We start from the raw sequence: 23,612 nt of genomic DNA, 5'->3' as shown, positions 1-23,612 counted from the left end.
TGCCCGTTTCCACCCGTGCCGCATCGCAACACCGAAGCGGCGGCGCGCGCCATCACGTACCGCCGGATGCTTTCTCAGCGGGCCAGCACTTCGCACAACACGGCCATGCGCACGAACACGCCGTTGCCCACTTGTTCGAGGATGCGCGACTGCGCCCCATCGGCCACTTCCGACGCGATCTCGATGCCCCGGTTGAGTGGCCCGGGATGCATCACCAGGCAGCCCTTGGCGGCACGCGCCAGACGGCGTGTGTCCAACCCGTAGTGGTTGAAGTACGCGGCCTCATCGGGCAAATCCACGCTGGCCATGCGCTCTTTCTGCAGGCGCAGCATGATCGACACATCGGCGCCCTCGATCGCGGCGTCGAAGTCGTTGTAATAGCGGCAGTGGGGGAATTCGTCTGCCGCCGGCATCAGGCCCGCGGGGCCGCACAGGCGGATTTCCTTCACCCCCAGCACGGTCAGCGCGTGGATGTCCGAGCGCGCGACGCGCGAGTGCTTGATGTCGCCGCAGATCACCACTACCAGGTTCTCGAAATCCGGCCGGTGCTGGCGGATCGTGAGTACATCGAGCAGGCCCTGGGTGGGGTGGGCGCGGTTGCCGTCGCCGGCGTTGACCACCGAGACACCGCTCATCGCGTGGCGTACGAGTGCGTCGGGCGTGCCGGCTTCCTTGTGCCGCACGATGATCGCATCCAGGTGCATGGCTTCCAGCGTATGCAGCGTGTCGTACAACTCCTCGCCCTTGCTGGTGGACGAAAAGCTCAGGTCGAAATTGATGACGTCCGCGCCCAGCCGGCGCGCGGCCAGTTCGAACGACGTGCGGGTGCGGGTGGAGGGTTCGAAGAACAGGTTGAGCACGGTGCGCCCGGCCAGCACGTCCAGCTTTCGGGTGCCGTGTGCGCAGGCGTCGCGCAGGGCTTCAGCCCGATCGAGCAGGCGCTCGATGCTGATGCGGGGAAGGTGTTCCAGGGTGGTGAGGTGGCGCAGGCGAGGGCTCATGGAATCGGGTCGACAGGTGGGCGGGATCAGCGTGGTTCGGCGGTGGCCGCAACCGGCGGTTCGAGGAGCCAGTGCTCCAGAATGACGGCGGCGGCCTCGGCATCGATGTCGTCGGCGTGCCGGCGACGTTTCAGGCCGACGGAGCGGGCATGCGCGAAGCGGCGCGCCGCTTCCTGCGAACTGTGTCGCTCGTCGACAAGGACCACGGGCACGCCGTAGCGCTCATGCAATTGCGTGGCGAACCGGCGCGCACCGCGGCTGGCCGGTTGTTCGGCGCCATCGAGCGTCAAGGGCAGGCCGACCACGAAGGTGTCCGGCAGCCAGGTCTTTTGCAGCGTGTCGATGACATGCCATTCGATGTTGCCGTCGCGCACTTGCGCGGTGGCCACGGCGCGGGCGCTGCTGGTGATCGTGTTGCCGACGGCGACGCCGATGATGCGGCTGCCGACGTCGAAACCCAGCGCGCAACTCATGCGTGGCCTGCGTACATGGAAAGCTGACGCGGGTCCACGCCAACCAGAGCGGCGGCTGCGGTCCAGCGGTCTTCCAGTGGCGTCTCGAACAGGATGTGGCTGCTGGCTTCGGCGGTGAGCCAGGCGTTGTCCAGCAGCTCCTGCTCCAGCTGCCCCGCTTCCCAGCCGGCATAGCCCAGCGCCATCACCGCCTGCCGCGGACCTTCGCCGGCGGCGATCGCCACCAGGATGTCGCGCGAGGTGGTGATCGACCACTCGGTGCTGACGCGGTAGCTCGACTCCCAGTTGCCGGTTTCGCGATGCAGCACGAAACCGCGCTCCTGTTGCACGGGGCCACCGATCAATACCGGTGAATCGGCCATTTCGATATCGGCGCAGTCGAGCTTCATTTGCGCCAGCACGTCGCCCAACCGGTACTCGGACAGGCGGTTCACCAGCAGGCCGACCGCGCCGTTCTCGTCGTGCTGGCACAGCAGGGCCACGCCGCGCGAAAACGGCGGATCGGCCAGGTTCGGCATGGCGATCAGGAAATGGCCGGTGAGAATGTCGGCGGCAGGCGTGCTCATGTGCTCATTGTAAGCCCGGCGCGCCGAATAACGTGCGAACGGGAAGTGACCGCCATGCCGGTTCTAGTGATTGCGCAGCACGTCGCCCGGCAGGAACTGCCAGGTGCGCGTGATGTACAGCTCGTCCACGGCGGCGTCCCTGGGCAGGGCCGGGAAAGGCGCCGCCAGCCGCACGATGCGTTCGGCCGAGGCATCCAGCAGCGGATGCCCCGAACTCTTGATTACCTCGATCGTCTTGATGCTGCCGTCGCGGCGCAGGCCCACGGTGAGCACCAGGTCGCCGTACAGCTTGCGCTCGCGCGCCTGCTCCGGGTAGTTGAGGTTGCCCACGCGCTGCACCCGGTCGGACCATCCGCGCATGTAGCTGGCGTAGACGTACTCGCGGGTGCTGGCGGAGATGAATTTCTTCTTCGGCCGCTTCGCCAGCGCCTCGGTCTGCTCGCGCAGCTCGGCGGCCAGCTGCGCCATCGTCTGCTGGCGTTGCAGGTCGGCGGCGGTCTGTGTCTGCGGTTGCGGCGCGACCTTGGTCTGCGCCGAATCGCTGGTCACCGCGAACGCGCTGGTGCCGGTGGTGGTGACCATGTGCGTGGGCGTGGCGTCGCGCGGAGCGGGTGTGGTCGCCTCCGTTGCCTTGGCCGCCGTGCCGGGGTCGGGCTTGGATAGCGCGCCGGAGTGCCGCTGCGACGGCCGTGCGGCCCGATCGCTCACGCCGCCGCCGCTGTTGTTGGCCTGGGCCAGGAAGTCCGCCTGGTCCGGCGCCCGCTGGTTGGCCACGTTGACCAGCGTCACATCCAGCGTGGGCAGCGCGGGCGTGGGTTTGGTGAAGTGGAACGTGATGCCCAGCAACAGCACGCCGTGCAGCAACAGCGAAAACAGCATGGTGGCGCCGATCGCGTTCGGCGTCTCGTTGACGGTGACGGCATTCACGCGGCGCGCGTTCCGGCAACGCGCTGCTCGATGACATCGAACAACTGGCCGGCGATATTGAGGCCGAACTGGTGATCAAGCTCCCGCACGCAGGTGGGCGAGGTCACGTTGATTTCGGTGAGGTAGTCGCCGATCACGTCCAGGCCGACGAACAGCAGCCCGCGCCGGCGAAGCTCGGGCGCCACCTGCGCCACGATCCAGCGATCACGCTCGGACAGCGGCACGCCTTCGCCACGCCCGCCGGCGGCGAGATTGCCGCGGAACTCGTTACCTTGCGGTATGCGCGCCAGCGCATACGGCACGGGTTCGCCGTCGACCACCAGGATGCGTTTGTCGCCGGCAGTGATTTCCGGAATGTATTTCTGCGCGATGGTGAGCTGTCGGCCGGCACCGTGGGCATCGCCGCCGAGCAGGGTTTCCAGCATCGAGTTGAGGTTGCTGTCGCCCGCCTTGACCCGAAAGATGCCCCGGCCACCCATGCCGTCGAGCGGCTTCAACACCACCTCGCCGTGTTCGGCGGCAAAGCGGCGCAGTTCGTCGGCGTCGCGCGCCACCAGGGTCGGCACGATGCACTGGGGGAAATCCATCGCGAACAGTTTCTCGTTGCAGTCGCGCAGCGCCTGCGGCTTGTTCACTACGGTGACGCCGGCGCGCTGGGCAACTTCGAGCACCAGGGTGTCGTTGATGAACTGAGCATCCACCGGCGGGTCCTTGCGCATCAGTACGACATCGATGTCGCGCAGGTCGCGCCATTGCGGCTCGCCCAGCGTGTACCAGTCGCGCGGATCGTCGCGTACCTGCAAGGCAGCCAGTCGCGTCCACGGCACGCCGTCGCGCAGGGCCAGGCTGGCCTGCTCGAAGTAGAGCAGCGAGTGCCCGCGACGCTGCGCCTCGAGCAGCATCGCGAAGCTGGTGTCCTTGGCGACCTTGATGGTGCTGATGGGATCCATCAGCACCGCGACCGAAAGCGTCATCGTATTTCTCCGTGGCGGGTATGGCGGACCGAGTGGCCCGCGGTCGCCATGTCATGCGTGAATGGTCGCCGAGACCACGCCATCGCCACAAGCGATTCCGGCCCTGCCGTGTGCGTTGCCTGCCGCTCACCGCCACATGCTGCCGATTTGCGTCACACTCGACATCGCCGAGCGGAGCGCTCTGTCATCATTGCTTGACAGTCTCGGCGAGCAGGCGGTAAACAGCAATGCGCGAGAGGCATTGCCCGAAAGCCTGTTTTCGAGCGGCCTTATCTTTGCTGAATTTGTGCATGTACCCCAGCGGCATAGTAGTTGCTTGCCATCAAGGTCCATGCTGAGCTCGGTGCGCCACAGGGGGAGCTTGAGTGAATTTGAACGTGAGCGTTAACGGCCTCGCTGGACTGAAGGTCATGGTGATCGATGACTCCAAGACCATCCGCCGCACCGCGGAAACCTTGCTCAAGAAGGAAGGTTGCGAAGTGTTGACCGCGGTGGACGGATTCGAGGCATTGGCCAAGATCTCCGATCAGAAACCCGCGATCATCTTCGTCGACATCATGATGCCGCGGCTGGATGGTTATCAGACCTGTGCATTGATCAAGAACAATCCGCAATTCCGCAGCACCCCGGTCATCATGCTGAGCTCGAAGGATGGTCTGTTCGACAAGGCTCGCGGCCGCATCGTGGGCGCGGAACAGTATTTGACCAAGCCGTTCACGCGCGACGAACTGCTGGGTGCCATCCATAGCCACGTCGGCTCAGCGCATACCGCCGGCTGACTGCAGAGATCCAGGGGGTTCTGTGGCAACTATTCTCATCATCGACGATTCGCCGACCGACGTGCGTGTCTTCACCACGTTGCTCGAGCGCGCCGGTTATACCGTCATCGCGGTCAGCACCGCCGAAGACGGCATTGAACGCGTAAGGGCCGAGCTGCCCGACCTGGTCATCATGGACGTGATCATGCCCGGCATGAACGGCTTCCAGGCCACCCGCATCCTCACCCGCGACCCGGCCACGGCCGGCGTCCCGATCGTGATGATCACCACCAAGTCGATGGAAACCGATCGCGTGTGGGGGCTGCGCCAGGGCGCGCGGGCCTTCATCACCAAGCCGGTGAATGAAAAAGAGCTGCTGGCCAGCATCAGCGGGTTGCTGCCGGGGGCGGCATGAACCAGGCGGTCAACCTCACGCCTTTCGAGATACTTGCCCATTTCGAGCGGAAGTCGCTGGCGCACGCCTCGGCTTCGCCCGACACGCTGGAGGCGCCGGGGCTTTGGCGCGGCATCGGCTTCCGGGTGGGCTCGCGTCTGCTGGTCAGTGGCATCGACGAGATCAGTGAACTGCTGGCGGTGCCACTGCTTACGCCGGTGCCGGGGACGCAGCCATGGCTGCTCGGCGTCGCCAACGTGCGCGGCAACCTGGTCCCCGTCATTGACTTCGCCCGCTTCCTGTTCGGCGAACGCACGCTGCATACCGACCGTACGCGCCTGCTGATCGTGCGCCAGAACGGCGGCAACGTGGCGCTGCTGGTGGACGAGGTGTTTGGCCAGCGTACGGTCGACCAGGAACAACGGACTCAGGCGATGAACGAGGACGATCCGCGCCTTGTTCGTTTCGTCGATGGCCGCGTGGGGGAGCAGCAGCTGGCGGTTTTCAGCATGAACCGGCTGGTGCGCGCACCGGATTTTCGACAGGCCGCGGCCTGACGCGTCACATCGAATACAAGAAGGACCGGGATCGGTTGGGACCGGAATCAGGGGCAACTGCTCCGCTGAGCGCCGCCACGAGCGGCGCTGCCAGAAGCGCAGACGGGTGAGGTGAACATGAGCACTACAGGGGGCGTTAGCAGGGAACGGGGTTACACCCTCCTTATCGTCATGCTGCTGGCGGCGATCGGTTTTGCGGCGGTGGACTTTTTCCTGCTCAACCAGCGCAACGGCGAGGATCGGCAAGCGATCGCGCTGACCACGCAGATCCAGGTGCTGTCGCAGCAGACTGCGAAATTCGCGCTTGAGTCCGCCGACGGCAACGTCGATTCGTTCAAGGAACTGGAAAGCACGCGCAACGCCATCGATTCGGCGGTGCAACGGTTGAGCAAAGGCGATACCGCCGGTGGCATGCGTGCCTACGGCAACAACGACACCACGCCGTCCGGTCGCGCGGTAACCGCGTTGAGCCATTCCTGGAGCCAGCTCGACGCCGATATCGGCAAGATCCTGTCCAACAAGTCCGTGGTGCTCGATTCGGCCCAGCGCGCCGCCACGCTGTCGCGCGAGATACCGCTGCTCAACTCCAGCATGGAGCAGGTGGTCAACATCCTGCAGCAGCGCAACGGCAGCTCCGAGCAGATGCTGGGCACTTCGCGCCAGATGCTCTCTGCTGACCGCATCATCCGCCGTGTGCAGGAAGTGTTGCAGGGCGGTTCCACCGCCCAATCCGCGGCCGACGGACTCGCCCGTGACGCCCAGCTCTACGGCACCGTGTTGAAGGGGTTGCTCGAGGGCAACAGCGGCAGCGGCGTAAAACCGGTCAGCGACGCCAATGCGCGCAAGATCCTTTCCGACATGGATGCCAGCTGGGAAAAGCTGGCCGATCCGCTATCACGGCTGGTCGCTGCCGCCAGCAACATCGCGGACGTGAAGCACGCCGGCAACCAGGCATCGCTGGATTCGCAGACCGTGCTGTTGCGCGCCAACGACCTCTCCGAGCAGATCGGCAAATTGCCGTTGCGCAGGCTGTTCCCGAACGTGTGGTGGGGCCTGCTGGCAGCGATTGGCGCGGTGGCCTTCGCGCTGTTGCTGGTGGTCAGCCTGGTGCGCGACCAGCGCCGCCGCTTCGCCGAGAGTACCGAGCTGAACCAGCGCAACCAGGAGGCGATCATGCGCCTGCTGGATGAGATGGGATCGCTCGCCGAGGGTGACCTCACCGTCAAGACCACCGTTTCCGAGGACATCACCGGCGCCATCGCCGACTCGGTGAACTACGCCATCGACGAGCTGCGATCCCTGGTGACCACGATCAACGAGACCTCCGAGCAGGTGTCGTCCTCGGCGCAGGAAACGCAGACCACCGCCCGCCAGCTGGCGAACGCGGCCGAGCAGCAGGCACAGCAGATCAGCACCGCGACCTCCGCGATCAACCAGATCGTGAGTTCGATGGACAACGTGTCGCGCGATTCGGCCGAGTCGGCCGACGTGGCCGAGCGCTCGGTGAAAATCGCCTCGCACGGTGCCGAGGTGGTACGCGAAACGATCTCCGGCATGGACTCCATCCGCGACCAGATCCAGGAGACCTCCAAGCGCATCAAGCGGCTGGGCGAATCCTCGCAGGAGATCGGCTCGATCGTGGAACTGATCAACGACATTGCCGAACAGACCAACATCCTGGCATTGAACGCGGCCATCCAGGCCGCGTCGGCCGGTGAGGCCGGTCGCGGTTTCGCGGTGGTGGCGGACGAAGTGCAGCGACTGGCCGAACGCTCCACCAGCGCCACCAAGCGTATCGAGACGCTGGTGCAGACGATTCAGTCCGATACCAACGAAGCGGTGAACTCGATGGAGCAGACCACCGCCGAGGTGGTCGCCGGTGCGCGACTGGCGGAGGACGCAGGCAGCGCGCTGGGTGACATCGAGCGCGTTTCGCACGATCTGTCCGCACTGATTCAGAGCATTTCCACGGCGGCAAGGGAGCAGTCGGCGGCGGCCACCGATATTTCGGTATCGATGAATGCGATCCAGGAAATCACCTCGCAGACATCGCAAGGCGCCAGCCAGACAGCGGATTCCATCGGTACGTTGGCGCAGTTGGCGAGCGATCTTCGCCGCTCGGTGGCGCATTTCAAGTTGCCGGATTGACATGAGCACTTTGAAGGGGGGCATTCTCGCTGGTGGCGTAATGCATCGCTGCGCAACCGCTGAGAGAGGCGCATGAGACTTCAAGACCACATCGATTTCACCACGCTGCAGTGGGTCAAGCCCCAGCTGGACGAAGCACTGTCCAGCGCCCGTGACGCGTTGGCGACCCATGTCGAAAATCCCGCCGATCGCAGCGTCATGCGTTCGTGCGTGGACCAGTTGCATCAGGTGCGTGGCACCTTGCAAATGGTGGAGCTGCATGGCGCCGCCATGGCGGCGGCCGAGATGGAAGAGGTTTCCCGCGCGCTGCTTGACGACCAGGTTGCCAATCGCGAAGACGCCTACGCCGTATTGATGCGTGGCCTGATGCAGTTGCCGGACTATCTCGAGCGCCTGTCCGGCGGACATCGTGACGTGCCGGTGGTGTTGCTGCCGCTGCTCAACGACCTGCGCGCGGCCATCGGGAAACCGCCGCTGTCCGAGTCGGCCCTGTTCCATCCCAATCTCGACGCCTTCCTGCCGGAGCAGGCGCCCGCCGCCATGAGCGAGTCGCATGCCGAGGCGCGTCGTGGCGAATTGACCGCGCTGCGGCTTCGCTTCCAGCGACAGCTGCTGGGCTGGTTCCGTGGCGAGGATCCGACGCGCCAATTGGCCGGCATGCGCACCACGCTGCTGGAAATTGCCGCGCGCTGCTATCACGTGCACGGTCGCCGGTTGTGGTGGATCGCGGCGGGAGTACTGGAGGGCCTTGGGCAAGGCTTGTTCAAGAACCGTACGACCGAAATCCGCCAGCTGATCGGCAAGGTCGATCGCAATATCCGCGAGCTGGTCGAACACGGCGAGGACAGTTTGCGCGGTGGTGACGCCGACGAACTGGCGTGCCAGCTGCTCTATCTGGTGGCGCAATCGCCGCAGCGCAGCCCGCAGATGGAGCTGCTGCAATCCACGTACGCGCTCGATCGCCAGGTGCCTGACGCCAGCGAACTGGAGCACGCGCGCGGATCGATGGCCGGCCACAACCGCGCCTTGCTCGACTCCGTGTCGCGCGCGCTGAAAGATGATTTGTTGCGGGTGAAGGAAGCGCTGGATCTGTTCCTGCGCCAGGTGGATGGTGACCCGGCCCAATTGGCTGCACAGGGCGAAGTGCTGGAGCGTGTCGGCGACACCCTCGGCATGCTGGCGCTCGCGGTGCCGCGGCGGATGGTTGTCGAGCAGCGACAGGTTCTCGACGAGATCGCCAATCACATGCGCAGTGCCGACGAGGCCGCGTTGCTCGATGTTGCCGGCGCGCTGCTCTATGTCGAGGCATCGCTGGACGACCACATCGAAAGCCTTGGCGCCGAGGGTGTGACGGAAGGCGACGAAGGTGTGGTCGGCGTTCCCCGCAGCGAGGCCATGGGCATCGTCGTGGCGTTGATGCAGGAAGCGATCAGCAACACCGGCAAAGTGAAAGACGCGATCGTGGCGTTCAGCGAATCCGGTTGGCAGCACGAGCATCTTGCCGGCAGCCCGGCGTTGATGGATGAAGTGGCCGGTGCATTGCGTATGCTGTCCACGGCACGCCCCGCCGAGCTGGCCGAAGGCATCAGCCGCTTCATCGGCAATGAGCTGCTGCTCGATCGACGCGTGCCCGATGGCGCGCAGATGGATCACCTGGCCGATGCGCTGGCCGCGCTGGAGTATTACCTCGAGGCTGCCCGCGAACATCGCGGTGGCCTGGAACATATCCTTGATGTCGCCGAGCACAGTCTGGGCCTGCTGGGTTACTGGCCGCCGCCGGCTGCCCGCGAATTGCCCGAGACCCCGCCGCCGGTGGCCGCCGATGCATTGCCGACGAACGACGAACATGTCGAGCTCTCCGAATCGGTGAGCGTGCATCCGGGCGACAGCATCGATGAGCTGATCATCGGCGAAGACACATCCTCGCCGCGCTCCGCGCAGGATATCGATGGCCTGCGCCTGGCTGAAACCGAATCCCTGAAACCCGAGTCGGCCGAAAGCGCTTCCGACGAGGACTGGGTCGAAATCGAAGAGGAGATCGTCGAGCAGGTTCCGGTCACCGATCCGCTGGCGGCCACCGCCGGCTTCAATGCCAACGCCGAAGGCATCGATGACGATATCCGCGAAATCTTCCTGGAGGAGATGCAGGAGGAAATCGACAACCTCACCGAGGCCGAAAAGGTCTGGCTGGACGATCCAGCGCAGTTGTCCTCACTGACGGCCATCCGCCGCTCGTTCCACACATTGAAAGGTTCGGGCCGCCTGGTTGGCGCCAGCGTGCTCGGCGAGTTCGCATGGAAGGTCGAAAGCACGCTCAACCGCGTGCTCGACAACAGCATCGAACCGCATGAAGGCGTGCAGGCGATGGTGCACCGCGCCATCGATGCGCTGCCGCAGTTGCTGGCCGCGCTCAAGGGCGAAGGCGCGCTGAAGGCACCGCTCGGCGCCATCATGGACGTGGCCGAACGACTGGCCGCTGGCGAGGAGGGCGCGCGGGTCGAGGGCCATCCGTCGGTTGTTACCGAAACGGTTCGCCGGGTGGTACGCCGCCGCGTGCCGCGCATGGACGCGGATGCGGCAGCGATTCCGCAGGCCGGCATCACCGACGCCCACACGTTGGCAGGCGCGCCGGACGATGACGTCGAACCGGTTGAAGCGTTGCCGTTGCCGGTGATGCCGCCGGTGGACCCGGTTCTGCTGGAGATCCTGCGCAGCGAAGTGGCCCAGTATCTGCAGACGATACGCGGCGCCATCCAGCGCGCGGGCACCGAACTGCGGGTGGGCGAAGAACTGCTGCGCGCCGTGCATACCTTGCACGGGGCCATCGCCATGGTCGACATCGCCTTGCTGATGCAGGTGTTGTCGCCGCTGGAGGGTTTGCTCAAGCGCCTGCGCGCCGCCGATGTGCCGTTGTCCAGCGAAGGCATCCGCCTTCTGGGCGAGGCCGCCGACGTAGTCGATACCGTGATGGAGCAATTCGACGCGGCCGATCCGCAGTTGCCCGTCGTGGATGCGCTGGTCGACGAGATCGTGGCCATGCGCGACTTGTACTCCGAGTCACAGGTTGCCCACGTGGTGTACGAGTCCCGCCCCGACGACCTGGAAGATGCCGCGGCATTGGGTGCGGAGCATGATCTGGACGCCTGGACGCCGTCGTACGAACTGGACGCGATGCCAGTCGACAACGACGAAGCACCGGCCATCGCCGACGAGACACCTGCCGACGAGACATTGTCGGAGGCATCGCCGGCTGCCGCCTTTGTTGACGGCGCCGAGCCTGCGGCCGATGCCGACGATGCGCACCACGAGACGTTTGCCAGCGAGTTGATGGCGGCGCTGGATGCGTTCGAACCAGGGGAAACCCGCGACAGCGATATCGAAGACGCTCCCGTCGACGATGCCGTACGGATGGACGACGAGAACGCCGCCATCGACGCGCAGCAAGACGACCTGGACGACGCCGGGCTGGCCGAGGAGCTTGCCGCGGAGCTGGAGGCCGTCGAGCGTGAGGCTGCTGCACGCGAAGCCGCCGAGCGTGAAGCTGCGGAGCAGCGCGAGGCCGAAGCGCGTGCATCGGCAGAACGTGAAGCCGCCGAGCGCGAAGCGGCTGGACGCCGTGCGCGTGAGGCACGCGAACTCGCCGAGCGCGAGGCGTCGGAGGCTGCTGCATTGGCGCGGCAGACGACCCACGCCGTCGATGCCGGTGCGGTATCCACAACCGTGGAAGGCGGCGCCGATGAGACGCCCGCCGCCAATGCCCTCGATGACGACTTGCTCGAAGTGTTCCTCGATGAGGCACATGAGATCCTGGATCACGCCGATGACGTGCTGGCGCAGTGGCGCGCCGAGCCGACTGAACTTGGCTACGTCGGCGAGCTTCAGCGCGACCTGCATACGCTCAAGGGCGGCGCGCGCATCTCGGGCCTGGGGTCGATCGGCGATCTGGCCCACGCGATCGAGACACTGCTGGAGAAGCCGGTCGACGCGTCTGGCACCGCCTCGTTGATCGGCGCGTTGGAATCCAGCTTCGACCAGCTCAACGCGATGGTGCAGCAGGTGGCGCATCGCCAGACGATCGAATACCCGCAGGCGGCGATCGACCGGCTGCTGGCGCTCGCCGGTGAGGAAGGTTTCACCAACGACGACGTGCTGGCAGCCATTGCGATGCCCGAGGCGGCAGCGCCGGCGTCGCCGGTGGCGGCGTCCGGTGAGCGGACACCAGACGGCGATCTGCCGGGGCTGTTGCCCGAGGTGGAAGAAGAAGTCCGCTCGACGCAGGAACAGATCCGCGTTCGCGCCGACCTGCTGGACAGCCTCGTCAATCATGCCGGCGAAGTGGCCATCTACCGTTCGCGGCTGGAGCAGCAGGTTGCCGGCTACCGCTTCAACCTGGTCGAGCTGGAACAGACCGTGGCCCGCTTGCGCAGCCAGTTGCGTATGCTGGAAATCGAGACCGAGGCGCAGATCATCGCGCGCTTCCAGCGCGAGCATCGCGAGGCGGGCCTCACCACCGTGTTCGATCCGCTCGAGCTCGATCGTTATTCCCAGCTGCAGCAGTATTCCCGTGCGCTGGCCGAGTCGGTGTCCGACTTGGTCTCCATCCAGAGCACGCTGGACGAACTGACGCGCCAGGCCGAAACCCTGCTGATCCAGCAGTCGCGTGTAAGCACCGACCTGCAGGATGGTCTGCTGCGTACCCGCATGCTGCCGTTCGACACCATGGTTCCCAACCTGCGCCGCACCCTGCGCCAGGCCGCCCAGGAAGAGGGCAAGCACGCGCAGCTCTATGTGGACGGTGCGCACGGCGAAATGGATCGCAACCTGCTCGACCGCATCAAGGCGCCGTTCGAGCACATGCTTCGCAATGCCATCGCGCACGGCATCGAAACGCCGGACGAACGACGCAAGGTCGGCAAGCCGGCCGAAGGCGCGGTGCATATCCGGGTGGCACGCGAGGCGACCGAGGTGGTAGTGCGCGTCAGCGACGATGGCCGCGGCCTCGATCGCGAGGCGATCCGCGCCCGTGGCATCGAGCGCGGGCTGCTTCGTGCCGACGCCAACCCCAGCGACGATCAACTGCTGGGTCTGATCACCCAGGCCGGTTTCTCCACTGCGGGCAAGATCACCCAGCTGGCCGGCCGCGGCGTCGGCATGGACGTGGTGGCCAACGAGATCAAGCAACTGGGCGGCTCGTTGTCGATCGAATCGACCGCGGGCAAGGGCACCACGTTCGTACTGCGCCTGCCGTTTACCCTGGCGGTGACGCAGGCGATCCTGGTACGCATCGGCGAGGCCACGTTCGCCATTCCGATGACGTCGGTCCAGGGTGTCGCACGGATTGACGCCGATGAGATGACGGCGCTGCTGGAGCAGGGCGAGCCCACGTTCTCCCATGGCAATGAGTCCTACGCCATCCACGATCTGGCCGAACTGCTCGGGCTGCCGCCCGGGTTGCCGCCCGAGGGCGAGCAGCAGCCCCTGCTGCTTACCCGTGCCGGTGACTTGCGTGCGGCCATCCGGATCGACGCGGTGCTGGGCTCCCACGAAATCGTGGTCAAGTCGGTGGGCCCGCAGATCAGTTCGGTGCCCGGGCTGCTCGGCGCCACCATCATGGGCGATGGCTCGGTGCTGATCATTCTGGATCTGGCGCCGCTGGTCCGCCACGGCATCACCCGTCGCGAGCAGCGTCTGGCAGAGGGGCTCAGTGCCCTGCAGGCGCCGGTCATCGAGGAAGTCCGGGTGCGGCCGCTGGTCATGGTGGTGGACGATTCCATCACCATGCGCAAGGTCACCAGCCGCGTGCTCGAACGCCATGAATACGAGGTCAGCACCGCCAAGGACGGTGTCGATGCGGTCGAGAAACTGCACGAGCGCGTCCCTGACCTGATGCTGCTGGATATCGAGATGCCACGGATGGACGGCTACGAGCTGGCGACGTTGATGAAGGCCGACCCGCGCCTCAGCGGCGTGCCGATCATCATGATCACCTCGCGCAGCGGCGACAAACATCGCCAGCGGGCACTCGACATCGGTGTGGAGCGTTATCTCGGCAAGCCGTATCAGGAGGCCGACCTGCTGACGCAGATCGGTGAGGTGCTGGAGCTGCATGCGTCGGAGCCGGCCCATGACTGAATCCGGCCCGGGGATCGCATTGCTTTTCGGCGATGGCGAACTGGGCGACCAGTTGCGCCTGGCACTGCAGGAGCATGGCGCGCGGATCGTGCACGAAGGCAGCATGGCCAGCCTCAACCGCGACCTGCTGATGGAAAGCGGGGCCGAGGTCGTGGTGGTGAATCTCGACGACGAGAACGACGACGCGCTTGATCGCCTCTATGACGTGATCGACGGCGATACGCCGCGCGTGGTTTTCAATGACGGCCAGGCCAGCCGCGCGCTTGAAGGGTGGGATCGCGCCCGCTGGGCGCGCCATCTGGCGGCCAAGGTCATGGCCTCCGCCGATGTCGACCCGCCACGGCCGCTCACCGCCGCCAGCCTGGTCGTGCCCGCTGCGACCCCGTCAGTGGCCGAAAGCGCCGAGCTCACGGTCGACACGGTTCCTGCCGCTGAAGAGGCCGTCACGACGGCCGTATCCAGCGCGACGGAGACCGACGGTGACCTGGGTTTCGACGAGCCCGCATCGATCGATCAGGGCATCGATGGGCCCGAGAGCGCCGATTCCAACAGCCTCGAAGCCGAGCTCGAGGCCATGCTGGCCTCCGATGCCTTGTCGACGGGCGAGGACGAATTCGGCTCAGGCCTGCGTTATTTCGAAAACGCACCGGCATTGCACGATGGTGAGTTCGGTGATGTGGCTGGCGAAGCGGCCGAGGCCTCCGACGCCGTGAATGAACCCGCCGCCGAGGACAGCGTCGGTACCGAACCGGTTGCCGCAGCGGCCACGAGTTTCGATTTCGATCACCTGCCGACGGACCTGTCCCTGGCTGGTGACGCTGCACTTGTCTCCGAAAAAGCCCCGGCACCCACCGTGGTGAGTGCGCCCGACAGCTGGGCCTTGCTGGATGATGACGCTCCCGTCGCACCCGCGCCGGCGCCCGCCACGGTATCCGCCACGGATTTTGGCGTGGTGAAACAGACTGCAGCCGAATTCCTTTCACCCGAGGTCGAGCACGCGGCACCGGCCACCGAGCCGGTGATGAGCCTGCAGTTGCTGACGATGGAAGAGGCGGTGGCGCCGCAGCCCTACTCGCAGGACAGCGAGATGCACCTGGACGACAACACTCGCCGTCTGCATCGGGTCGTGTTGCTGGGGGCGGCGGCTGACGGGCTGGATTCGGTGTGCGAATTCCTTTCGGCGTTGACGGCACCCACGCGATCGACGTTTCTGCTCACCCAGCACCTGGGTGCGCAATCGATATCGGGGCTGATGGAAGTGCTGTCGGTCGGCGGCGGGCCATTGCCCGTCCGGCTGGCAACCGACGGTGACCATGCCGTGCCCGGCGAGTTGTTGGTGGTGCCGGCGGCGTCCCAGGTTTCGTTGCGCCGCGACGGCGCGATAACCGTACAGGCCAACGAGCCCGATGCCGGCAACGAGTCCTCGATCGATGCCAATTTCAGCACGGTCGCCACTATTTTCGGGCGCGACGTGGTGTCGATCGTGTTCGCCGGAAGCTCCACCGACGCGGTTGCCGGCGCCCAGGCCGTACACGATCTGGGTGGCGAGGTCTGGGTCGAAGCCGCGTCCGACGTGCAGTATTCCGATATGGTCGGCAGCATTTTTGCCGAGCGACTGGTCAGTTTTTCCGGTGCCCCGCATGAGTTGGCGGCGCACTTGATCGAGGTGTATCCATGAGTGATCCGCTGCCGCGCGAAATCCGCTGCATCCTGGTGCCGGTTGGCCATATGCGCTTGTTGTTGCCCAACGCCACCGTGGCCGAGGTCATCACCCTGCCCGAGGCGGAGTCGGTAGCCGGTGCGCCGGCGTGGTTGCTCGGGCGCATTGCCTGGCGTGGCTGGCGGGTACCGCTGGTGTCGTTCACCCGGCTTTGTGGCGCGGAAGAGGGCGACGCCGAACTCAGTTCCCGCGTTGCCGTGCTGAAGACACTGGGTGGCAATGCGCAGATGCCGTTCATGGCGCTGGTCACGCAGGGTTTCCCGCGCCTTACCACGCTCAACGCCGAGCTGATCATCCCGACCCACGACGGCACCCAATTGCCGCCGGGTATCCGTGCCCGGGTGCTGGTGCGTGACGATGTCGCGGTGATCCCGGACATGGAAGGCATCGAGGCGGAACTTCTGGCCTTGCTGCAGCAGGTTGATGCCGTGGGGTCGGATGAGACGACCGAAGACCACGTCGACTTCGAACGCATGGACTCCGCGTCCGCGCCGTCGTCATGGGCTGATTCCGACGATTGAGGCGTCAGGCGTCGCCGTGCAGTGCCTGCAACGCCGCAAGTGCCGCCATTCCCGCCGTTTCTGTGCGCAGGATGCGCGGGCCGAGGCGCAGGCCGGCAAAACCGTGCGCCGTGAGGGCCTGTATATCGCGCTCACCAAGGCCGCCTTCGGGACCGATCACCAGCGAGCCACCAGCCGGCCCGAAACGGAGATCGCGCGCGTTTTGCGTGCCTTCGGGTAACAGCGCCAGGCGCAGCGCGCCGTCGTCGGTCAGCTGATCCAGCCAGGCCTGCAGCGGTTGTGCGCCGAGGACCTCCGGCAGTCGCGCCCGTCCGCTCTGTTCACAGGCGCTGGCGACCACCGAACGCCAATGGGCCAGGCGCTTTTCCGCACGGGCGGCATCGAGTTTCACCTCCGAACGCTCCGTCAGCAGCGGCACGATCCGCGCCACGCCCAGCTCCGTGGCTTTCTGCATGATCAGGTCCATCTTCTCGCCACGCGCCACCGCCTGCGCCAGTGTCAGCCGCAGCGGTGATTCCGTCCCCGCCGGTTGGCCAGCGGCCACGCGCACCACGACCTCGCGCTTGCCGGTGCGCTCGATGGTGGACGGGTAGTCGCTGCCGTCACCGTTGAACAAAGTCAACGGATCGCCGGCAACCAGACGCAGTACGCGCGCGACGTGTTCACCGGCTTGCGCCGGCAAGGTCAGCTCGGCGCCGGCCATCAGCGGTACATCAACGTGGATACGAATGGTGCGCATGGGAGCGATCCGCGAACGAGTGAGTCAGCCTGCCACGGCACGTTCGATACCGGCGATCGCGGTATCGACCAGCAAATCGATTTCCTGTTCCGTCACGACATAAGGGGGCATGAAATACACCACGTTGCCCAGCGGCCGCAGCAACACACCCTGCTGCAAACCATGCAGGTAGACGCGCATGCCGCGCCGCTCCTTGCTGTCGAACGGCCGGCGGGTGGCTTTGTCGGCCACCAGCTCCACCGCGGCGATCATGCCGGTCTGGCGCACATCAGCCACATGCGTATGGTCGCGCAGCGGGGCCAGTCGTTGTGCCAGATGGGCGGCCAGCACCCGGTTGCGATCAAGTACGGGCTCGTCGCGGAAGATCGCCAGGGTTTCCAGCGCCACGCGACAGGCCAGCGGGTTGCCGGTGTAGCTGTGCGAATGCAGAAACGCCTTGCCGGCGCTGTATTCGGCATAGAACGCGTCGTAGACGTCGTTGGTGGTGAGTGTCACCGAGAGCGGCAGGAAGCCGGCGGTGAGCCCTTTCGACAGGCACATGAAATCCGGTGACACGCCCGCCTGCTCGCAGGCGAACAGGCTGCCGGTGCGGCCAAAGCCCACGGCGATCTCGTCGGCGATGAAGTGCACCGAGAACTCATCGCACAGCGCGCGCAGGCCGACCAGATAATCGGGGTGGTACATGCGCATGCCGCCGGCGCACTGCACCAGCGGCTCGACGATCACCGCGCAGGTTTCGTGCGCGTGGCTTTCCAGCAGCGTGCGCAACTCGCGCAAGCGGCGGGCGGCCGTCTGCTGCGGGCTTTCACCTGGCTCGCCTTCGTAGGCATCCGGCGAAGGTGTCAGGAATGGCGTCAGCAGCAACGGCGCATAGGTTTTGCGGTACAGCGCCACATCGCTCACCGACAACGCGCCCAGCGTTTCGCCGTGGTAGCTGCCGCTGAGCGCGATGAAGCGGGTCTTCTCGCCGTGGCCCTGGTTGAGCCAATAATGGAAGCTCATCTTCAGCGCGACTTCCACCGCCGAGGAGCCGTTGTCCGCGAAGAACACCTTGTCCAGCCCGGCCGGCGTAATGGCGACCAGCTTCTCGGCCAGCTCAATCGCCGGTTCGTGGGTGAAGCCGGCGAAAATGACGTGCTCCAGCGTGCTTGCCTGGTCGGCCAGCGCGGCGGCGATGCGGGGATTGGCGTGGCCAAAGATGTTGGTCCACCACGAGCTGATGCCATCGAGATATCGGCGGCCTTCGGCGTCGATCAGCCAGGCACCTTCGCCGCGCACGATCGGTACCAGCGGTACGCTTTCGTGGTCTTGCATCTGGGTGCAGGGGTGCCACACATGTTTCAGGTCGCGTGTGGCCAGTGCGACGTTGCCGCTTGCGGGGTGAGTCATCCGGTTATCATCGGCCCTGCGCCGTGATCACTCAAGTGTTGCGGCTTTTCATCTGGAAGCGCCTTGACGTATCTGCGGAAAATCCTGCTTGGCTTCGGCGTCGTGCTGCTGGCCGTGGCGGTCTTGCTGTGGTTTTTCCCGGCGCGGTGGGCGGTGGCGCTGATCGCGCCGCAACTGCATGGCATGCAATTGCAGCAGGTTACCGGTTCGGTGTGGCAGGGCAACGCAGGGCAGTGGCGCGATCGCGAAGGCCACGATCTGGGGCGTGTGCAATGGCAACTGTCGCGCCGCGCGCTGTGGGGCGATGTGCGTCTGCAGATCGACATCGCCGGGCCGCAGCTGGATTTCAGTGGCAATGTGCGCAGGATTTCATCGGACACCTACGATTGGCGGAACGTACGGGCACGTGTGGCATTGGGCGCGCCTTGGCAAAGCTGGCTGACCAGCATCGGCACACCGCGCGGCGAAGTACAATTGTCAGTCGACCGTGCGCTGCTGCAAAACGGCTGGCCCATGGATTTGCAGGGCACGGCACATTGGCGCAATGCCACGATCCAAGGTGCTAACGACGAGGTGGCGTTGGGCGACTGGCAGCTGCAGGCACAGGCGCGCGACGGGTGGATCAAGGCACAATTCCGCAGCTACGGCGACGGGCCGCTGCGCGGGCACGGCCATCTGCAGGGCAATCTGCTCGGCTGGCGATTGCAGGCGACATTGCAGCCGCATGGTCCTGATCGCGCATTGCGCCAGTTGCTGCATCGATGGGGCACCGTCGGTGCCGACGGTGCCGTACATGTCGACCGCCGTGGCGGCCTGGCCATCTGAATAGATTTTCCACGAACAGGAAACAACATGGATTCCGCAACACTCGCTCAGGCGCTTGCCGCCGCCAAGGAAGCTGCTGCCGCCGCCGGTGAGGTCATTCGCCACTACTGGCAACAGGGCGTGGCGGTGGAACTGAAAGAAGACGCCACCCCCGTCACCATCGCCGACCGCGAGGCGGAGCAGGCGATCCGCAAGATCTTGCAGGCGGCGTTGCCGCAGGCGTCCATCTACGGCGAGGAATACGGCCTGGATGGCGAGCGCGGCGGCCTGATGTGGCTGGTCGATCCGTTGGACGGCACCAAGAGCTTCGTGCGGCGCACGCCGTTCTTCTCGACCCAGATCGCGTTGATGGAAGGCAATGAGCTGATCCTCGGCGTGTCCAGCGCGCCGATCTACGGCGAGGTGATGTGGGCCAGTGCCGGCGGCGGCGCGTGGATGGATGGCGAGCGGGTGCAGGTGGCGGGCACGTCGGCGATGGCGCAGGCATCAGTCTCCACCGGCAACGTCAAGACGCTGACAAGCGATGCGCGCTGGGATGCGCTGGGCGCGTTGATCCGCGACAGCAACCGCATTCGCGGCTACGGCGATTTCTGCCACTACCACCTGCTGGCGCGCGGCGGGCTGGATCTGGTGATCGAGTCGGACGTGAATATCCTGGATATCGCGGCGCTGGCGGTGATCGTGCGCGAGGCCGGCGGTGTGTTCACCGAACTGGACGGCGCCCCGTTGACGCTCGATACGCGCAGCGTGCTGGCGGGCACGCCGGCCATCCACGCACAGGCGCTGCAGCGGCTGCGCCTCTGAATCGCGTCGGCTGACGTCGCGCGGCGTTCGATTTCTGCGGTGCGGGCTTCTAGAATGGGCGGATGCCGAAACTGCCGATCATCCACGCCACGCGCGACGTCACCCACGGCCGTTTTCAGGTCGAACAAGTCGATCTGGAATTTTCCAACGGCGTGCGGCGCACCTACGAGCGCCTGAAAGGGGGCGGCCTGGGCGCGGTGATCATCGTGCCGATGCTGGACGACGACACCGTGCTGCTGATCCGCGAATACGGCGGCGGCGTGGGCCGTTACGAACTGGGTCTGCCGAAAGGCCGCCTCGACCAGGACGAGACCGCCGAGCAGGGCGCCAACCGCGAGCTGAAGGAAGAGGTCGGTTACGGCGCGCGCAAGCTGAAAATACTGCACAACCTGTCGTTGTCCCCCTCGTACATGACGCACATGGCGCATGTGGTGCTGGCGCAGGATCTTTACCCCGAGCGGCTGCCTGGCGACGAGCCCGAGCCGCCTGAAGTGGTGCCCTGGAAAATGTCCGAATTGCACACCCTGCTCGGTCGCGACGACGTCACCGAGGGGCGTTCGATCGCCGCGCTCTACATGGCGCACGAGTACCTGGCTGGCCGGTTCAAGCGGTCATGATCGCGCTTTCGTTGGCGCAGAAAGTCGGTGCCATCACGCGCGCTGCCGGCGACGCCATCATGGCGATTTACAGCGGCGATTTCGCGGTGCAGACCAAGGCCGATGCGTCGCCGCTCACCGCCGCAGACCTGGCCGCGCAGCAGGTGATTGCCACGGCGCTGGCCGAGCTCGATCCGCCGCTTCCCATCGTGTCCGAAGAAGCCCGTGCGGCGGATTGGTCGCAGCGCCGGCAATGGTCGCGTTACTGGCTGGTCGATCCGCTCGATGGCACGCGCGAGTTCGTCAAGCGCAACGGCGAGTTCACCGTCAACATTGCCCTGATCGACAACCACCAGAGCGTGCTGGGCGCGGTGCTGGCGCCGGTCACCGGTGATCTCTACGTGGCCGCGCGGGGCGCCGGTGCCTGGCTGCAGCAGAAGGCCGACGGACCGTGGCAACCGATCCACGCCCGCTCCTTGGCACAGCCGGCCACGGCTGCCGGCAGCCGTTCGCACGGTGGCCCCGAGCACGCCTTGCTGAGCCAGTTGGTGGGCGACGATTACGAACGCCTGCCGATGGGCTCTTCGCTGAAGTTCTGCCTGATGGCGCGGGGTGCTGCGGACGTCTATCTGCGGCTTGGACTCACCAGCGAGTGGGACACCGCCGCCGCGCAATGCGTACTGGAGGAGGCGGGTGGTGCGGTGCTCGACTTGGCCGGTGCGCCGTTCCGCTACAACCGCGGCGAATCACTGCTGAATCCGGAATTCCTGGCGGTCGGCGATGGTTCGGTCGACTGGTCAGCGCGCCTGCAAGCCGCCACACGGGATTGATGGGGTGACCCGGCGCGCCTCCGATCCGAGTGCGCTGGCTGGCGTACCGCACGGTCTGCCTGCGTGGAAACGTTCGCAGCGGTTACAGCAGCGTGCGGCCGCCACCGGCTTCGAATGGACCGATCCGCAACCGGTGCTGGACAAGCTGCGCGAAGAGATCGAGGAAGTGCGCGCCGAGTTCATCGCTGGCGCCGACCCGGCGCGGCTGGAAGACGAGATTGGCGATGTGCTGTTCGTGATGGTGAACCTGGCGCGCCACGCCGGCGTGGATTTTCCGCGCGCGTTGCGCCACGCCAATGCCAAGTTCGAGCGACGCTTCCGGCAGATGGAACAACTCGCGGCCGACGATGGCGTCGAGTTTGCGAAGTGCAGCCTGGCCGAGCAGGAGCAGCTGTGGCAACGCGCGAAATAGGCGGAACGGCAATCATGAAAAAACGCGCGAAGGTTGCCCTTCGCGCGTTGCGTTTCACGACAGGTGTCGTCTTGGGTTACTTGGCGGTTGCCGGAGCCGTGGCACCCTGGGCGCGACGCGACTGCCACTCGGCGCGCATTTTTTCCTTCGTCGCCTGCATCTTCGCCTCGTTGGCGAGGCTCTCGTCCAGCCCCTTGCGCAAGGTAGTGATCGCCTGATCCACGTTGGCGGGACGCGCCTGCAAGCGGGCCAGGTGGTGATAGACGTAATTGCGCACGCGCGGGTTCTGCGACCTGGCCAGCACGTCGTTGTACACCGCGGTCAGCTCCTTGCTGCGCCCGGACTCCATGTACAAACGCTCCAATTGGCGCAGGTCGCCGATCACGCCGCCGCGATCCTTGTTGAAGCCATGGCGCTGCATGCCGTGGCGATACTTGCCATGGTCGCGCATGGCCTGGACGCCATGCCCGTGACCGGTGGTGCCCTGCGTCGTCGCAGCGGGAGGCGTCGTGGCTGGGGCGTTTTGCGCGATGGCGAACGACGCGGAACCGGCCATCAGCAGGGTCAGCGCGGAAGCGAGCAGTGTCTTGCGATGCATGGTGGATCTCCGTCGGTAGGTGGGGAGAAAAAACGTGCGGTCGCCATGCGCGTTGACAGGTGCATTCAAGCGCCGCTCAGTTTCGCCACCGACTAGCCCAACCAGTGCCACGTCAGATACACCAGCGGCGCTGCCACCAGCAGAAACGGAATCGACACCGCATGCAGCAGCCGCAGGCCGTGCGGCTGTCGCGCCAGGCGCAGCGCGATAAGGTTGGCGAGCGAGCCGGTCACCAGGCCGAAGCCACCCACGTTGACCGCCACCGCCAAGGCCATGGCATCCGGCGCGCGATCGAGCAACAGGACCGTGGCCGGCACGTTGCTGATCGCCTGGGATGCCACGATGGCGCCGAGGTAAACCGTCAATGGCTGGTTGAAATCCATGGTTTGCAGGGCACCGCGCACCCACGGCAATTCGGCGAAATGCCCCAGTCCCAGGAAAATGGCCGCGAACGTCAGCAGCAGCAACCAGTCCATCCGCCGCAGGCTTGCGCGCGCGCCCAGCACAAACAACAGCAGCAGAATGGCGGCGCCCAGCGGGGCGTGGCCGTGCTCCATCAGCACCACCATGCCGGTCAGCGCCAGCGCGGAGCACACGCCGAGGCGGACGGAAATCGGGGTGCGGTCGAGTCGGTCGGTGGTCAGCGCCACCCGGCCGCGTGGCAACCAGAACACGGTGAGCAATGCCACCATCGCCAGCATCACGGCGGCGGCCGGCAACATCGCCGCGATGAACTGCGCGAAGCTCAGCGCCGAGTGTTGCCACAGCAGCAGGTTTTGCGGGTTGCCGATCGGGCTCAGGGCAGAGCCCGCGTTCACCGCCAGCGCTTCCAGCACCACCATGCGCGACACCGGCAGATTCGACATCGTGCCGATCGCCAGTGTCAGCGGCACCACCAGGAACAGGCTCACGTCGTTGGTCAGCACCATCGACAACACGGCAGTGGCGGCCACCAGGCCCAGGCCGAGCCCGCGCAGCGAATGCGCATGCGCCATTACCGCCGCCGCGGCATGCTGCACCAGGCCGCTGTCGCGAATGCCCTGGATCGCCAGCAGCAATCCTGCGAGCCCGGTCAGCGTGGGCCACTGCAGCCAGCGCTGGTAGTCGGCAGTGGGCCGGGGGTCGAACAGCGCCAGGAGGCCGGCGAAAACGGCGAACAGCAGCAATAGCCATTCGTCGCGCAAGCAGGTGCGCCACGATTGTCGTGGCGGAGCGTCAGGCGTCATGGCCAACGGCGACTGTGGATGG

Annotated in this window: 20 protein-coding genes and 1 pseudogene; 12 read left to right on the top strand and 9 right to left on the bottom strand. The window is 65.8% G+C overall.

Annotated features, from left to right (window positions below; translation table 11 throughout):
* Positions 1-74: 74 nt before the first annotated feature.
* The 5 genes from ACFPK0_RS11545 to gshB all read right to left on the bottom strand — a co-directional run bounded on the left by ACFPK0_RS11545 (position 75) and on the right by gshB (position 3,941).
* Positions 75-1,001 (bottom strand): aspartate carbamoyltransferase catalytic subunit, encoded by a 927-nt coding sequence (locus ACFPK0_RS11545; protein WP_056077374.1) that lies wholly within the window; start codon positions 999-1,001, stop codon positions 75-77.
* 26 nt (positions 1,002-1,027) lie between these two features.
* Positions 1,028-1,474 carry a Holliday junction resolvase RuvX gene (ruvX, locus tag ACFPK0_RS11540; RefSeq protein ID WP_377340928.1) on the bottom strand — a complete coding sequence of 149 codons (447 nt, stop codon included), beginning with the start codon at positions 1,472-1,474 and terminating at the stop codon, positions 1,028-1,030.
* Complete coding sequence (locus tag ACFPK0_RS11535) at positions 1,471-2,040, bottom strand: YqgE/AlgH family protein (RefSeq protein WP_377340926.1); 570 nt, start codon at positions 2,038-2,040, stop codon at positions 1,471-1,473. Before ACFPK0_RS11535 ends, ruvX begins: the two co-directional genes overlap by 4 nt.
* A gap of 63 nt (positions 2,041-2,103) precedes the next feature.
* A complete protein-coding gene (locus ACFPK0_RS11530; RefSeq protein WP_377340924.1) occupies positions 2,104-2,967 on the bottom strand; it encodes a cell envelope integrity TolA family protein in 864 nt (287 codons plus the stop codon).
* Entirely contained in the window at positions 2,964-3,941 is a 978-nt protein-coding gene (gene gshB / locus ACFPK0_RS11525) for a glutathione synthase (protein ID WP_056077385.1), read from the bottom strand. Before gshB ends, ACFPK0_RS11530 begins: the two co-directional genes overlap by 4 nt.
* Positions 3,942-4,351: 410 nt before the next feature.
* Between gshB and pilG the strand changes: the two genes are divergently transcribed.
* From pilG to ACFPK0_RS11490, 7 genes are all read left to right on the top strand, one after another.
* On the top strand, positions 4,352-4,720 hold the full coding sequence (gene pilG, locus ACFPK0_RS11520; protein WP_007079998.1) for a twitching motility response regulator PilG: 369 nt from the start codon (positions 4,352-4,354) through the stop codon (positions 4,718-4,720).
* Positions 4,721-4,742: 22 nt separating this feature from the next.
* Complete coding sequence (locus tag ACFPK0_RS11515) at positions 4,743-5,114, top strand: response regulator (protein WP_007079997.1); 372 nt, start codon at positions 4,743-4,745, stop codon at positions 5,112-5,114.
* Positions 5,111-5,650 (top strand): chemotaxis protein CheW, encoded by a 540-nt coding sequence (locus ACFPK0_RS11510; protein ID WP_056077388.1) that lies wholly within the window; start codon positions 5,111-5,113, stop codon positions 5,648-5,650. Before ACFPK0_RS11515 ends, ACFPK0_RS11510 begins: the two co-directional genes overlap by 4 nt.
* A 117-nt stretch (positions 5,651-5,767) precedes the next feature.
* Entirely contained in the window at positions 5,768-7,798 is a 2,031-nt protein-coding gene (locus ACFPK0_RS11505) for a methyl-accepting chemotaxis protein (RefSeq protein WP_056077392.1), read from the top strand.
* A gap of 72 nt (positions 7,799-7,870) precedes the next feature.
* Positions 7,871-13,930: a hybrid sensor histidine kinase/response regulator gene (locus ACFPK0_RS11500; protein ID WP_377340920.1), complete on the top strand. Its 6,060-nt coding sequence runs from the start codon at positions 7,871-7,873 to the stop codon at positions 13,928-13,930.
* A complete protein-coding gene (locus ACFPK0_RS11495; RefSeq protein WP_377340918.1) occupies positions 13,923-15,608 on the top strand; it encodes a chemotaxis protein CheB in 1,686 nt (561 codons plus the stop codon). The genes ACFPK0_RS11500 and ACFPK0_RS11495 overlap by 8 nt, the downstream gene beginning before the upstream one ends.
* Positions 15,605-16,171: a chemotaxis protein CheW gene (locus ACFPK0_RS11490; protein WP_056077400.1), complete on the top strand. Its 567-nt coding sequence runs from the start codon at positions 15,605-15,607 to the stop codon at positions 16,169-16,171. Before ACFPK0_RS11495 ends, ACFPK0_RS11490 begins: the two co-directional genes overlap by 4 nt.
* A gap of 4 nt (positions 16,172-16,175) precedes the next feature.
* Here ACFPK0_RS11490 and ACFPK0_RS11485 read toward each other — a convergent pair whose 3' ends face one another.
* Together ACFPK0_RS11485 and ACFPK0_RS11480 are read right to left on the bottom strand one after the other, a co-directional pair.
* Complete coding sequence (locus ACFPK0_RS11485; RefSeq protein ID WP_056077404.1) at positions 16,176-16,910, bottom strand: 16S rRNA (uracil(1498)-N(3))-methyltransferase; 735 nt, start codon at positions 16,908-16,910, stop codon at positions 16,176-16,178.
* 24 nt (positions 16,911-16,934) lie between these two features.
* Complete coding sequence (locus tag ACFPK0_RS11480; protein ID WP_056077406.1) at positions 16,935-18,299, bottom strand: adenosylmethionine--8-amino-7-oxononanoate transaminase; 1,365 nt, start codon at positions 18,297-18,299, stop codon at positions 16,935-16,937.
* A 63-nt stretch (positions 18,300-18,362) separates the two neighbouring features.
* Here ACFPK0_RS11480 and ACFPK0_RS11475 point away from each other — a divergent pair, with 63 nt between their 5' ends.
* The 5 genes and pseudogenes from ACFPK0_RS11475 to ACFPK0_RS11455 all read left to right on the top strand — a co-directional run.
* Positions 18,363-19,124, top strand: a complete 762-nt coding sequence (locus tag ACFPK0_RS11475; protein ID WP_377340913.1) for a type II secretion system protein N — start codon at positions 18,363-18,365, stop codon at positions 19,122-19,124.
* Between the two features lie 27 nt (positions 19,125-19,151).
* Positions 19,152-19,928, top strand: a complete 777-nt coding sequence (locus ACFPK0_RS11470) for an inositol monophosphatase family protein (protein ID WP_377340911.1) — start codon at positions 19,152-19,154, stop codon at positions 19,926-19,928.
* A 62-nt stretch (positions 19,929-19,990) separates the two neighbouring features.
* Positions 19,991-20,545: an ADP compounds hydrolase NudE gene (gene nudE, locus ACFPK0_RS11465; RefSeq protein WP_056077415.1), complete on the top strand. Its 555-nt coding sequence runs from the start codon at positions 19,991-19,993 to the stop codon at positions 20,543-20,545.
* Complete coding sequence (cysQ, locus tag ACFPK0_RS11460; protein WP_056602429.1) at positions 20,542-21,354, top strand: 3'(2'),5'-bisphosphate nucleotidase CysQ; 813 nt, start codon at positions 20,542-20,544, stop codon at positions 21,352-21,354. Before nudE ends, cysQ begins: the two co-directional genes overlap by 4 nt.
* A gap of 22 nt (positions 21,355-21,376) precedes the next feature.
* Positions 21,377-21,766: pseudogene (locus tag ACFPK0_RS11455) on the top strand (MazG nucleotide pyrophosphohydrolase domain-containing protein); the annotation flags it as partial.
* 76 nt (positions 21,767-21,842) lie between these two features.
* On the opposite strand, the gene ACFPK0_RS11450 reads toward ACFPK0_RS11455, so the two are convergent.
* Together ACFPK0_RS11450 and ACFPK0_RS11445 are read right to left on the bottom strand one after the other, a co-directional pair.
* Positions 21,843-22,364 (bottom strand): hypothetical protein, encoded by a 522-nt coding sequence (locus tag ACFPK0_RS11450; RefSeq protein ID WP_056077421.1) that lies wholly within the window; start codon positions 22,362-22,364, stop codon positions 21,843-21,845.
* A gap of 92 nt (positions 22,365-22,456) precedes the next feature.
* A complete protein-coding gene (locus ACFPK0_RS11445; protein WP_377340907.1) occupies positions 22,457-23,590 on the bottom strand; it encodes an SLC13 family permease in 1,134 nt (377 codons plus the stop codon).
* Between the last annotated feature and the right edge of the window lie 22 nt (positions 23,591-23,612).

Source organism: Rhodanobacter ginsenosidimutans (assembly GCF_042655685.1).
Taxonomy (GTDB): domain Bacteria; phylum Pseudomonadota; class Gammaproteobacteria; order Xanthomonadales; family Rhodanobacteraceae; genus Rhodanobacter; species Rhodanobacter ginsenosidimutans.
This window is presented reverse-complemented; position numbering and strand designations above follow the sequence as displayed.

Coding starts and splice junctions, on each gene's coding strand:
- ACFPK0_RS11545 (WP_056077374.1), bottom strand. CDS start 1,001: ATGAGCCCTCGCCTGCGCCACCTCACCACCCTGGAACACCTTCCCCGC.
- ruvX (WP_377340928.1), bottom strand. CDS start 1,474: ATGAGTTGCGCGCTGGGTTTCGACGTCGGCAGCCGCATCATCGGCGTC.
- ACFPK0_RS11535 (WP_377340926.1), bottom strand. CDS start 2,040: ATGAGCACGCCTGCCGCCGACATTCTCACCGGCCATTTCCTGATCGCC.
- gshB (WP_056077385.1), bottom strand. CDS start 3,941: ATGACGCTTTCGGTCGCGGTGCTGATGGATCCCATCAGCACCATCAAG.
- pilG (WP_007079998.1), top strand. CDS start 4,352: ATGGTGATCGATGACTCCAAGACCATCCGCCGCACCGCGGAAACCTTG.
- ACFPK0_RS11510 (WP_056077388.1), top strand. CDS start 5,111: ATGAACCAGGCGGTCAACCTCACGCCTTTCGAGATACTTGCCCATTTC.
- ACFPK0_RS11505 (WP_056077392.1), top strand. CDS start 5,768: ATGAGCACTACAGGGGGCGTTAGCAGGGAACGGGGTTACACCCTCCTT.
- ACFPK0_RS11500 (WP_377340920.1), top strand. CDS start 7,871: ATGAGACTTCAAGACCACATCGATTTCACCACGCTGCAGTGGGTCAAG.
- ACFPK0_RS11495 (WP_377340918.1), top strand. CDS start 13,923: ATGACTGAATCCGGCCCGGGGATCGCATTGCTTTTCGGCGATGGCGAA.
- ACFPK0_RS11490 (WP_056077400.1), top strand. CDS start 15,605: ATGAGTGATCCGCTGCCGCGCGAAATCCGCTGCATCCTGGTGCCGGTT.
- ACFPK0_RS11485 (WP_056077404.1), bottom strand. CDS start 16,910: ATGCGCACCATTCGTATCCACGTTGATGTACCGCTGATGGCCGGCGCC.
- ACFPK0_RS11480 (WP_056077406.1), bottom strand. CDS start 18,299: ATGACTCACCCCGCAAGCGGCAACGTCGCACTGGCCACACGCGACCTG.
- ACFPK0_RS11470 (WP_377340911.1), top strand. CDS start 19,152: ATGGATTCCGCAACACTCGCTCAGGCGCTTGCCGCCGCCAAGGAAGCT.
- nudE (WP_056077415.1), top strand. CDS start 19,991: ATGCCGAAACTGCCGATCATCCACGCCACGCGCGACGTCACCCACGGC.
- cysQ (WP_056602429.1), top strand. CDS start 20,542: ATGATCGCGCTTTCGTTGGCGCAGAAAGTCGGTGCCATCACGCGCGCT.
- ACFPK0_RS11450 (WP_056077421.1), bottom strand. CDS start 22,364: ATGCATCGCAAGACACTGCTCGCTTCCGCGCTGACCCTGCTGATGGCC.
- ACFPK0_RS11445 (WP_377340907.1), bottom strand. CDS start 23,590: ATGACGCCTGACGCTCCGCCACGACAATCGTGGCGCACCTGCTTGCGC.